The following is a 12,075-nucleotide window of genomic DNA, read 5'->3' as shown; positions in this document are numbered from 1 at the left end:
CCGCTGAGTCGCCGGGCCGGCGGCGGGGAGCGCGCCGGCCCGGCGCCGGCTCAGGACGGGAGCGTCCACTTCTGGTTGGCCCCGCCGGTGCAGGTCCAGATCTGCGTCTTCGTGCCGTCGGCGGAGGTGTTGCCGATGACGTCCAGGCACTTGTTCGCCTGGGGGTTCACCAGGTCCCGCCCGGCCGTCCAGGTCCACCGCTGGGCGGCGCTGCCGTTGCAGGTCCACAGCTGCACCCTGGTGCCGTCGGCGGTGCCGCCCCCGGCCACGTCGAGGCACTTGCCCAGCGAGCGGAGGGTGCCGTCGGCGGCCCGGGTCCACTGCTGGTTCGCCCCGCCGGTGCAGCTCCAGATCTGCGCCGGCGTGCCGTCGGCGCTGGAGTTGTCGGTGACGTCGAGGCACTTGCCGCCGATGCCGGTGATCGGGCCGGTCGGCGTGCCGCCGCCACCGGACTGGGTGCCGGACCAGGTGAACGTGGCGGTGGTGCGGGCCGGCAGGGTGTAGGTGAACGACTACCCGCCCCAGACCACCTTCACCGACTGCGCGGAGGTGCCGCCGTTGTGCGCGAGCAGCGCCTTGGACCCGTCCGGGTTGCGGTACGCGACGTTCTGCACCGTGCCGTTGGCGGTGGAGTCGATCCGCACTGCCCCCGGCCGGACGAACTTGGTCAGGTGCCCGGTGGTGTAGTACTCGATCGTGTAGTCGACCTGGCCGGCGCGGGCGCCGCCCTCCTGGACGGTGATCAGGCCGGTGCAGGTGCCGCAGCCGCCGTTGTGCGGGCCCATGAACTGGTTGACCGCGAGGCTCCACTTCACCACGCTCCGGCTCCAGTTCCGGGCGTAGTTCACGATGTCGGCCATGTCCTCGTTGTGCTGGTTGGTGATCCAGGTGCCGCCGGAGTGTTCGGTGCTGAACTGCGGCACCGCCGGGTACTGGCCGCGCACCTGGCTGCCGACCGCCGGGTCACCCCAGTAGCCGTGCCAGGCGATGCCGCCGAAGAGCGGGTCGGTGCGGACCGCGCTGTCGGCGAGCAGCCCGGAGCCGATGGTGCCGTAGTCACCGTAGTTCCAGTCGTGCACGAGCACCTTGGTGGTGATGCCAGCGGCGCGGAACGCCGGGTAGACGAAGTTCTTGGTCAGCTCGACCAGGCCGGAGGAGTTCCAGCTCATCCCCGGGTAGTCCATGGCGGTGGGGTTCCCGGCCTGGCAGCAGTTCGGCTCGTTCTGCACCGAGAGGTAGTCGACCTTCACGCCCCGGGCCGCGTACGCCTGGATGGTCTTGACGAAGTACTGGGCGTAGGTGGCGTAGTACTCCCACTTGAGCCAGCCCATTTGGTCCATCCGGCCGTTGTCCTTCATCCAGCCGGGCGCGCTCCAGGGCACTACCATCACCCGCAGCGCCGGGTTGAGCTGCCGGGCCTGCGCGGTGAGCAGTTCCACGTTGGTGTCGTAGCCGTTGGCGCCGAAGTCGTTCAGGTCGCAGCAGGTGTCGTCGAGCGAGACGTTGCCGGGCCGGGACAGGTCGGAGGCGCCGATCGGGTTGCGCACGTACGACAGGCCGATGCCGTCGGTGGGGCTGAACAGCTTGCGCATCACGTCGTCCCGGGTTGCCGCGCTCACCGGCCCGCCGCGCAGCAGGTACGCCGTGGTGTCGGTGATGGACGCCCCGGCGCCCTCGAAGGGCTGGTAGCGGGTGTTCTCGTCGACGGTGATGGTGTGCGTGGCGGCGGGGCTGGTGGCGGCGAAGCTCAGCGGGCTCTGTTGTTGCAGGCCCCGGGTGACGGTCCGTCCGCCGGAGTCGGAGGTGGTGGTCAGCCAGAGGTTGACCGTCTCGCCGGCGGCCTGCGCGGCGGGTGGCGGTGCGAGGGCGAGGGCGCCGGCCGTGAGGCAGAGCGCGAGGGCGGCGCGGCCGGCGAGGCGGGGAACGGTGGTGGGGGACACGGATGCTCCTTCCGGATAAATCAACATCCGTGAATGAGGAAACCCCTCGCACCTGCTTATGTCAAGACGTGAAAAAAGCGCCCGACGTGGGTGTCCGGGCACGGCGGGGCAGCCGCCCGGGAGGATCCCGCGCGGCCGCCCCGAGCGGCCGGGTCAGCTCTCCCCGCGCACCCGCCGGATGGTGTCGCGGTACCAGAGCGCGCTGCGCTTGGGCGTGCGCCGCTGGGTGTCGTAGTCCACCCGGACGATGCCGAACCGCTTGTCGTAGCCGTACGCCCACTCGAAGTTGTCCAGCAGGGACCAGGCGAAGTAGCCGCGCACGTCCGCACCGGCCTGCCGGGCCCGGGCCACCGCCCGCAGGTGCTCGGTCAGGTACGCCACCCGGTCGTCGTCGGCCACGAACCCGTCGGCGTCCGGCTTGTCGTCGAAGGCCGCCCCGTTCTCGGTGATCACCATGGGCACGCCCGGGTAGTCCCGGTGCAGCCGGACCAGCAGCTCGGTGAAGGAGTCCGGCACGATCTCCCAGTCCATCGCCGTGCGCGGCAGGTCCCGGCGGATCACCCGGCGCACCGGCCGACCGTCGTCGTCCCGCTCCCGGCCCTGCTCGTCCACCCCGGAGTGCGCCTGCCCGAAGTAGTAGTTCACCCCGAGCACGTCGATCGGGGACGAGATGACCTCCAGGTCACCGTCCTCGACCGGGATGCGCACCCCCTCGGCGGCCAGGTCGGCCACCACGTCCTCCGGGTACCGGCCGCGGAAGAGCGGGTCCAGGTAGATCCGGTTGCCCAGGCCGTCCGCCGCCCGGGCGCGTCCCGGTCGGCGGGGCTGTCGGTGGCCGGGTCGGCGGTGGCCATGTTGAGGGTGATGCCCAGCTCGATCGGGCTGCCCGCCGCCGCGCGCAGCCGCTGCGTCGCCAGCCCGTGCCCGAGCAGCAGGTGGTGCGCGCGGCGATCCCGGCGCCCAGGTCCCGCCGGCCCGGCGCGTGCAGGCCGTAGGCGTACCCGAGCATCGCCGAGCACCACGGCTCGTTCAGCGTGGTCCAGGTCTTCACCCGGTCGCCGAGGGCGGCGAAGACCAGCTCCGCGTAGTCGGCGAAGCGGTGGGCGGTGTCCCGGTTCGGCCAGCCGCCCGCGTCCTCCAGCTCCTGCGGCAGGTCCCAGTGGTAGAGCGTCACCCACGGGTCGATCCCGCGGCCGAGCAGCTCGTCCACCAGGCGGTCGTAGAAGGCCAGCCCGGCCGGGTTCGCCGGCCCGCGCCCGCCCGGCTGCACCCGCGGCCAGGCCACCGAGAACCGGTAGGTGTCCAGACCCAGGTCCGCGATGAGCGCTACGTCCTGCGGCATCCGGTGGTAGTGGTCGCAGGCCACGTCGCCGTGGTCGCCGTTGGCCACCGCGCCCGGCACCCGGCAGAAGGTGTCCCAGATCGACGGCGTCCGGCCGTCCTCGGCCACCGCACCCTCGATCTGGTACGACGAGGTCGCCACCCCCCACCGGAAGGTCGGCGGAAGGGTGTCGATCGGGTCGGCCTGCCCGTGCGACGACTCCAGCTCGGCGCGTCTGTCGCCGCGCGACGACCTGGAGCCGTCGGTGGCGGTGGAGCGGGTGAGGTCGGTGTCCATGGTTCTCCTCGCGGTAGCGGGTCGTTCGGTCGGACGGGGAGCGGGGTCAGCGGGGGGGCCGCGGCGGCGACCGGGTGCAGCCAGCAGGCGACGTCCCGACCCGGTTCGGCGGCGCCCAGTGCCGGCACCTTCTTGTCGCACGGGTCGAACGCTTTCGGACAGCGCGGGTGGAACGCGCAGCCCTCCGGCATGGCCCGCAGGTCCGGCGGGGAGCCGGGGATGCCGGTCAGCTCCCGGCGCGGTCCGCGCAGCGCCGGGAAGGAGTGCAGCAACCCCTCCGTGTACGGGTGCAGGGCCCGCCGGTAGAGCTGCGCGGCGGGCGCCTCCTCGACGATCCGGCCGCCGTACATGATGGCGATCCGGTCGGAGAACTCGACCAGCAGCGACAGGTCGTGGGTGATGAACAGCACCGCGAAGCCCAGCCGCTCCCGCAGCTCGGCGAGCTGGCCGAGGATCTGCCGCTGCATCACCACGTCCAGCGCGGTGGTCGGCTCGTCCATGATGACCACCTGCGGCTCCAGCGCCAGCGCCATGGCGATCATCACGCGTTGCCGCATGCCGCCGGAGAGCTGGTGCGGGTAGCTGTCCAGCCGGTCGGCGGCGATGCCGACCAGGCGGAGCAGGTCCCGGGCCCGGGCCAGCCGGCCCGCCGCCGTGCTCGTCGGGTCGTGCGCCTTGATCACGTCGAGCAGCTGGGTGGAGACCTTGTGCACCGGGTTCAGCGAGTTCATGGCGCCCTGGAAGACGATCGAGGTCTCCGCCCAGCGGAACCTGCGCAGCTGCGCGGGGCTGAGGGTCAGCACGTCGACCGGCGGGCCGTCGGCCGGGTGGTAGATCACCTGGCCGCCGCTGACCACGCCGGGCGGCGGCAGCAGCCGGGTCAGCCCGTACGCCAGGGTGGACTTGCCGCTGCCGCTCTCGCCGGCCAGCCCCAGCACCTCGCCGCGGTGCAGGGTCAGGTCCACGTCGCGTACGGCGTGCACCGCCGCGTCACCGAGCCCGTAGTCGACCCGCAGCCCGCGGATCTCCAGCACCGGATCGCTCATCGCACAACGTCCTCTCGGGTGGTGGCAGCCCGTGGCGTCGGGACGGACGGGGTAGGGGCCAGCACGGGGGTGAAGCCGACCCGCATCCGCACGCTGCGACCGTCGGCGGTGCGGATCCGGGTCTTGCCGGCGCTGCGCAGCCGGGGGCTGACGAACTCGTCGATGCCGAAGTTGATCAGGGCGAGGGCGGTGCCGAGCAGTGCGATGGCCAGCCCGGCCGGGACGAACCACCACCAGGCGCCCTGCGCGAGGGCCTGCTGGCCCTGCGCCCAGAACAGGATGGTGCCCCAGTTCCACGACGAGATCGACGAGATGCCGATGAAGGCCAGGGTGATCTCCGACATGACCGCGAAGATGACCGTGCCGACGAAGCCGGACGCGATGATGGCGGTGAGGTTGGGCAGGATCTCGAACAGGATGATTCGCCAGGTCCGCTCGCCGGTGGCCCGGGCCGCCTCGACGTAGTCACGGCGCCGCAGCGACAGCGTCTGGGCGCGCAGCACCCGCGCCCCCCAGGCCCACGAGGTGAGGCCGATGATGAGCGCCACGAGCGTGTCGCTGGCCTGCTCGACGATCGACGTCACGATGATGATCAGCGGCAGCGCGGGGATGACCAGGAACACGTTGGAGACTGCCGACAGGCCCTCGTCGGCCGCCCCGCCGATGTAGCCGGCCGTCACGCCGATGAGGATGGACAGGATCGTGGCCAGCACGCCGGCGAGCAGGCCCACCACCATGACGCTGCGCGCGCCGACCAGGATCTGGCTGAAGATGTCCTGACCGAGGTGGGTGGTGCCGAACCAGTGCCGGGTCGACGGCGCCTGGAGCACGTCGGCGCTGCGCGCGTCCGGGTTGTACGGCGCCACCCACGGCCCGATCACCGCGAAGAGGCAGTAGATGCCCAGGATGACCAGGCCGGTGGCGGCCTTGGCGTTGGCGACGAAGCGGAACCGGCGCCGCTTCGCCCGGCCCGGCGCGGCCGACGGCTGGGCCATCGCACCCTGACCGGGGATGACCTGCTCGATGCTCGACGGTGAGATGGTCATCGCTCAGCTCTTTCGGGTCCGCGGGTCGAGAAGCAGGTACGCGACGTCGGCGAGCAGGTTCGCCACCAGCACGGAGATCGTGATGATCAGGAAGATCCCCTGCATGAGCGGGTAGTCCTTGTAGCCGACCGCTTGGAAGAGCTGGTAGCCGAGGCCCGGGTAGGAGAACACGATCTCGACGAGCAGCGTGCCGCCGACGATGAACCCGAGCGACAGCGCGAAGCCCGAGACGTTCGGCAGCAGCGCGTTGCGGGCCGCGTAGCTCAGGGCCACCCGGCGCTCCGACAGGCCCTTCGCGTGGGCGACGGTGATGTAGTCCTCCGACGAGACGGTCACCATCATGTTGCGCATGCTGAGGATCCACCCGCTCATCGAGGAGACCAGGATGGTGGCGGCGGGCAGGACACTGTGCTTGATCGCGCTCGGGATGAAGTACCCGTCGAACGCCGGCACGAGGCCCGCCTCGTAGCCGCCGGAGGACGGGAAGAAGCTCCCCGGCCCGGTGAACACGGCGATGGCGACGAGACCCAGCCAGAAGTACGGGATCGAGGACAGGAACGTCGTGGCCGGCAGCAGCCCGTCGACCCAGGAGCCGCGCCGCCAGCCGGCGCCGACGCCGAGCCCGGTGCCGAGCAGGAAACTGATGATCGTGGTGATGCCGACCAGGCCTACCGTCCACGGCAGGCTGTCGCCGATCACCGTCGACACCGGCGCCGGGAAGAACGTGAACGACAGCCCCAGGTCGCCGTGGAGGAGCTGCCCCCAGTAGTCGAGGTACTGCTCCCAGACGCTCTCGTTCGCGTCCAGCCCGAACAGCACGCGCAGCGACTCGATGGCGTCGGCGCTGATCCGGCCCTGGTTGCGCGAGATGAGGGACTGCACCGGGTCGCCCGGGACCAGCCGCGGGATGAAGAAGTTGAGCGTGATGGCCGCCCACGCGGTGAACAGGTAGAAGGCCGTTCGCTGCAGGAGGAATCTCATCGGGTCTCCTCCAGGGTGGCGGTGTCGCCCCGCTCGAGCGCGCCGGGGGCGGTGGCACGGTCGGGTCGCGTCCGGCGCGGCCGAGCCGGGGGTGTCGGCGGCGACGGTGGCCGGGTCGTAGAGCCAGCAGGCTGCCCAGTGGCCGGGCCGGTCGCCGATGGTCAGCCGCGGCGAGCTCAGCCGTGCAGCGCCGCATGGCGTGCGGGCACCGGGGGTGGAACCGGCAGCCGGCGGGCGGGGCGATCAGGCTCGGCGGCTCGCCCTGGCCGCGGTCCTTCCCGGCGGCCGCGTCGACCGCGGCGCCGCCGCCGGTGATCCGCTCCGGGTCCGGCGCCGAGTCGGTGAGCAACCGGGTGTACGGGTGGGCCGGGTTCTGGGTGACGGTCTCGCTGTCGCCGCCCTCGACCATCCGGCCGGCGTACATGACGATCGTCTCGTCGGCGAAGTAGCGGGCCGAGGCGATGTCGTGCGTGATGTACAGGATGGCGATGTTCAGCCGGTCCTTGAGGTCCTGCAGCAGGTTGAGCACGCCGAGGCGGATCGAGACGTCGAGCATGGAGACCGGCTCGTCGGCGAGGAGCACCTCCGGGTCGGCCCCGAGCGCCCGGGCGATGGCGACGCGCTGCCGCTGGCCGCCGGACAGCTCGTGCGGGAAGGCGTCCAGGTAGCGCTCGGGCGGGGTGAGACTGACCCGGGTGAGCAGCTTGGCGAGGGCCCGGTCCAGGTCCTCGGCGCCGCGCCCGGCGTTGCCGTGGATCCGCAGCGATCGGGTGAGGTGGTAGCGGACGGTGTGCACCGGGTTCAACGAGGCGAACGGGTCCTGCAGGATCAGTTGGACCCGCCGCACGTACGACCGGAACGGCCGGCCGCCGCGCACCTTGGTCGACGTGTCGTGCAGGCGGAGGTCGCCGGCCGTGCGGGGATAGATCTGGGCCAGCAGCCGGGCCACCGTGGACTTGCCGGAGCCGGACTCCCCGACCAGCGCGGTCACCCGGCCGCGACGCAGCGCGAACGATACGTCGTCGACGGCGTGCACGACGGCCGGCGTCCGGGAGAAGAGGTCACGCAGCCGCCTGCGGACGGGGAAGTGCTTGGTCAGGCCGACGGCCTCCAGCACCACCTCGTCGGCCGGCGCCGCCGCGCTCTCGCTCAACGTCATGCCGAGTTCCTGTCTGAGCGTGGGGTGCGCCTCCCCGGCCGGCCGGGAGCCGGCCGGGGAGGCGGTTGGCGAGGTCAGCCGTTGGCGGGCTTGAGGTGCAGGACCACGTCAAGCGCGTTGGGCTGGGTGGGCTGCATGGCGCCGTACGGGTTCGAGTCGTCCGGCCAGCCGGTCCAGTTCTTCGTGCTGTACGCGCCGCCGATGTTGTCCGCGCCGACCGGGATCATCGGCATCTGGTCGACGAAGATCTTCTGCAGCGTGTTCATGGCGGTGGTGCGCGCGGCCTCGTCGGTCGCGTTCGCGTAGGCGACCAGGGCGTCGGTCGCCTCCTTGTTGTTGAAGCGGCCGAAGTTGCCGGCGGGGGAGGCGGTGCCGATCGGCTTGAGCTGCCGGCCGTCCATGATCGTCCGATAGATGTCGTACGGCGTGGCGCCGCCCTCGGTCCACCGGAACGTCGCCTCGAAGTTGCCCTGCTCGACGTTGCGGAACCAGGCGTCCTGGTTGGCCTTGTCGACCGTCGCGGCGATGCCGATCTTCGACAGGTTGTCCTTCACGATCTCCAGGCTGGTCTGGTAGTCCGACCAGCCGGCCGGGTCGGTCAGCTTCAGCGTGACGGCCTTGCCGGTCTTGTCCTTGAGGGTGTTGCCCTCGAGCTTGTAGCCGGCGCCGGTCAGCAGCGCCTTGGCGCCCTCGACGTCGACCTTGTGCTCCTGGCCCTTGAACTCGGGCGCGACGAACGAGTCACCGGCCGGGCTGGGCAGGCCGGTCACGCTCTTCACCTGCGGGTGGAAGTAGCCGGCCTCGGCCGTGGTGAAGATGTCGGCGCGGTCGATGACCATGTTCATGGCGCGGCGCAGCGCCGGGTCGTCGAACGGCTTCTTCGTCGTGTTGAGGTAGAGGCCGTGGATGCCGAGGATCGCCGGGGCCCACACCTTGTGGTGCTCCTGGTCCTTGGCCACGAAGACGGCCTGGTAGTTGGGGATGAAGACGAAGCTCCACTCCGACTCGCCGTTGGCCAGGGCGGTGGTCTGCGCGCTGTTGTCCGTGTAGGAGGTGTAGCGCAGTTCCTTGACCTTCGGCAGGTCCTGCCAGTAGCCCTTGTCGCGCACCGACAGCGTCATGCTGGCCGGGGTGAAGGACTTCAGCGTGTACGGGCCGCTGCCGACCGGCTGCTTGACGGTGTCGGTCGTCGGGTCGCTGATCTTCTCCCAGATGTGCTTGGGCACGATCGGCACCCGCCACAGCACCTTCTGCTGGTTGACGAACTGTGGGCTCTCCATCTTGATGGTGACCTCGTTGCCGCTGGCCGTCGCGTCCGTGTAGGGCACGCCCTGGTCGTTCAGCGCCGGGTACTTCTTCACGAGGTTGTAGGTGAAGGCGACGTCCTCGGCGGTGACCTTCTGCCCGTCGGACCAGGTGGCGTTGTCCCGGATGGTGACCTTCACCGAGGTGTAGTCCGACGACCACTCGGCCTTGGTGGCCAGCCACGGCTTGAACGGGTCGGCCGGCTTCACCGGGTTCCACATCATCAGCGGCTCGTAGATCTGCCAGCGGTAGCCCAGCGACGCCGCGGCGGACGTGGTGAGGAACGGGTTGTTGTTCTCGGCCTGCGGCCCGTTCGGCATGCCCACGTTGAGCACCGTGGCCGCCTGGCCGTTCTTCTTGTTGGCGTTCGGGCTGTCGCCGCACGCGGCGACGCCGGTGGCCATCGCGCCGGCCAGCGCGACGGCGAGGAGTTGCCTTCTTCTCATGGAGGTCTCCCTCGGTGCTCCCGCAATCCTGGGGCGGGATGTGGTGGATGGAGGGTGTGCGGTGTTACCACCGGCGGACGGGACGCCCGCCGGTGCGGGTGGAGCTACATCGGTGCGAGGTCAGGTGGTGCCGGTCGAGGCGCGGACGGTGAAGGTGGTGGGGATGACGGTCGGGGTGTCGGGCAGCGGCGTGCCGGCGAGGTGGGCGATGAGGGTACGGGCGGCGGCCGCGCCCATCTCCCGCAACGGCTGGCGGACCGAGCTCAGCGGGGGGTGGGTGTGCCCGGCCAGGGGCAGGTCGTCGAAGCCGACCACCGCCACGTCGTCCGGGACCCCGCGGCCGGCGTCGCGCAGCGCCTGGAGCGCCCCGGCGGCGGAGAGGTCGTTGTGCGCGAAGACGGCGTCGAACGGCACGCTGTCGGCGAGCAGGCGTTCCACCGCGACCCGCCCGCACTCGAAGGTGAAGTCACCCTCGACGACGAGGGCGGGGTCGATGGGCAGGCCGGCGTCGGCGTAGCCATCCGCGAAGCCGGCCAGCCGCTCCCGGGTGCAGCCGAAGCGGCTCAGGCCGGTGACGACCAGCGGCCGCTTCCGCCCGTGCGCCAGCAGGTGCGCCGCCGCGGCTCGCGCGCCGGACTCGTTGGTGGTGCGCACCGACGGGAAGCCGGGCTGGTGGCCGCGGTCGTCGATGAGGATGACCGGCAGTCCGCGCTCGTGCAGCTCGGTGATGTAGTCGAGGGTGCCCTCCGGCTCGACCACGAGCAGGCCGTCGAAGGACTTCGCGGAGACCTGGGAGGCGAACCGCCGCATCGACTCGTCGCCGTGGGTGCAGGTGAACAGCAGCATGCCATACCCCTCGGCCTCGACCACGTCGGCCGCGCCCTGGAGCACCTCGCCCATCCAGGGCCAGGTCAGGGCGGGCACCAGCATGCCGACCACCCGGGTACGCCCGCGGGCCAGGCCGACCGCGCGGGCGCTCGGCACGTACCCGAGGGCGTTGATGACCGCGCGGACCCGGTCGGCGGTGCGGACGTGCACCTCGCCCTTGCCGTTGAGCACCCGGGACACCGTCGTCTTGCTCACCCCCGCGCGGGTGGCGACGTCGGCGATGGTGATCTGCACGTGACGCTCCCGGGTCGAAGGGGTGAGGCGTTGTTTCGGAACCGGTTGCGGAAGCGGTTCCGTCGCAGTCAACCGAAGTGGCGCAGGTCACGTCAATAACGGACGGATAACGAAGCATGGCTAAGTTCGAAACCTGAAAAAAGTGCCTCTGGGCAGCGTGGCCGATCCAGGTTGTGACCAGCGTCGATGCGAGGAAACCGGCTCGTTCGGGGGGCGTGCCGGCGCCTACCGTGATCCGATGACCGAACCGGCCGGCCTGGACCGGCTCGCCGCCTTCGCCGCTGCCTGACGTCCGCCAGGCGGGCCGGGCGCGGGCGTAGACGTCGCCCGAGTTGGCCTCGTGGGGCAGCGCCCGTCCCGCTCCTGGCTCTGACCCTGCTCACGCGGGTGCGGCGACCGCCGCATTCCGGTGACCTCACCTCCGCCCCGGCCCTACTGGGCGCGACGGAGTTCCTCGACCTGAACCGGGCCGCGCTCCGGGCGGCCGGGGTCGTGTGGGCCGTACCGGTCGTGTTGAGCTACAACGACGTGCCCTTCGAGGCGCTGACGGCGGCCTTCGCGGGGTTCTCCCTGCCGCAGGAACAGGGTGCCGCGTTCGACGCCGCCCGGGTCATGCAGCGGTTCGGGCTGCGCGGCGACGCCCGGTCCCTGGCGCCGCTGGTCTTCAACGTGCGCACGGGTCAGGTGATGTGGGTCGACGCGAGCCTGTCGACCCGAGGCTACGGGCACAGTGTCGGCCAGCACGGTCCACGGCTCGGCCGGGTCGCCGCGGACCTGTGGGAGCACTTCGAGGCGGGCACCCGGGCCAGCGTGCTCGACCTCGTCGCGTGGCACGCGGCAGCCCGCAGCGACCGGATCCTCGTCGTCCACGCCGACGGCACCGCCACGGAGGTGCCGACCGGCGCTCCGGCGGCGACCGTGGCGGCGATCCGGGCGGCGGCGGCCGAGCCGGGCGGTCCCGGCGCGCTCACGTCATCCACAGGGTCGACCGTGCTCGCGGCCATGGTGGACGCGGACCGACTGGGGTCGACCGTCGGCGCCGACGTCGCTGGGAGGTCGGTGGCGCTGCTGATCGACGGCCGGGCCGGCACGCCCTGGACACCGCTGACCGTCGCCGACCTGACGGCCGGCCTCGTCCCCAGCGCCGGCGCGGCGTCGCCGGGCCACGGGTAGGGGCGGGGTCGCCAGCCGCACCCCGTCCGCCCGCCGCCGCTACGGCCTGCGCACGACCTTCACGCAGTCCCCCTGCTTGTCTTTTGAGGAACAGCGGCAGCACCGCGTCGCAGGGGTCCCGCCGGACAGGGCCGGAGGTCGTGAGCCGGCTTCCATCCACGCCTCGCCACCACCATCCCGGTCACCGGTCGAGCGCGGCGGCCAGGCGCCGCGCCTCGGTGACCAGCCGGCTCGACCCG

At 71.6% G+C, this 12,075-nt stretch carries 7 protein-coding genes and 3 pseudogenes; 1 reads left to right on the top strand and 9 read right to left on the bottom strand.

Annotated features, from left to right (window positions below):
• Positions 1-50 precede the first annotated feature (50 nt).
• From JNW89_RS37645 to JNW89_RS14260, 9 genes and pseudogenes are all read right to left on the bottom strand, one after another.
• Positions 51-413 (bottom strand): ricin-type beta-trefoil lectin domain protein, encoded by a 363-nt coding sequence (locus tag JNW89_RS37645; RefSeq protein WP_309139984.1) that lies wholly within the window; start codon positions 411-413, stop codon positions 51-53.
• Between the two features lie 99 nt (positions 414-512).
• On the bottom strand, positions 513-1,940 hold the full coding sequence (locus JNW89_RS14295) for a glycoside hydrolase family 30 beta sandwich domain-containing protein (protein WP_309139983.1): 1,428 nt from the start codon (positions 1,938-1,940) through the stop codon (positions 513-515).
• Positions 1,941-2,093: 153 nt separating this feature from the next.
• Positions 2,094-3,558: pseudogene (locus JNW89_RS14290) on the bottom strand (GH1 family beta-glucosidase).
• A 62-nt stretch (positions 3,559-3,620) separates the two neighbouring features.
• Positions 3,621-4,604, bottom strand: a pseudogene (locus tag JNW89_RS14285) (ABC transporter ATP-binding protein); the annotation flags it as partial.
• Positions 4,601-5,650: an ABC transporter permease gene (locus JNW89_RS14280; RefSeq protein WP_238449309.1), complete on the bottom strand. Its 1,050-nt coding sequence runs from the start codon at positions 5,648-5,650 to the stop codon at positions 4,601-4,603. The pseudogene JNW89_RS14285 and the gene JNW89_RS14280, both read right to left, overlap by 4 nt.
• A 3-nt stretch (positions 5,651-5,653) precedes the next feature.
• Positions 5,654-6,631, bottom strand: coding sequence for an ABC transporter permease (locus tag JNW89_RS14275; RefSeq protein WP_238449310.1), 978 nt, complete (start codon positions 6,629-6,631; stop codon positions 5,654-5,656).
• A gap of 114 nt (positions 6,632-6,745) precedes the next feature.
• A pseudogene (locus JNW89_RS14270) lies at positions 6,746-7,790 on the bottom strand (ABC transporter ATP-binding protein); the annotation flags it as partial.
• Positions 7,791-7,864: 74 nt separating this feature from the next.
• Positions 7,865-9,541 (bottom strand): ABC transporter substrate-binding protein, encoded by a 1,677-nt coding sequence (locus JNW89_RS14265; RefSeq protein ID WP_238449308.1) that lies wholly within the window; start codon positions 9,539-9,541, stop codon positions 7,865-7,867.
• Positions 9,542-9,661: 120 nt separating this feature from the next.
• Complete coding sequence (locus JNW89_RS14260) at positions 9,662-10,663, bottom strand: LacI family DNA-binding transcriptional regulator (protein ID WP_238449307.1); 1,002 nt, start codon at positions 10,661-10,663, stop codon at positions 9,662-9,664.
• A 387-nt stretch (positions 10,664-11,050) separates the two neighbouring features.
• On the opposite strand from JNW89_RS14260, the gene JNW89_RS14255 reads away from it, so the two are divergent.
• On the top strand, positions 11,051-11,836 hold the full coding sequence (locus JNW89_RS14255) for a hypothetical protein (RefSeq protein WP_238449306.1): 786 nt from the start codon (positions 11,051-11,053) through the stop codon (positions 11,834-11,836).
• Positions 11,837-12,075: the final 239 nt, after the last annotated feature.

Source organism: Micromonospora sp. 4G55, from assembly GCF_016803375.1.
The sequence above is the reverse complement of the archived record's forward strand: the minus strand, read 5'-3'. Positions and strand labels throughout refer to the sequence as shown.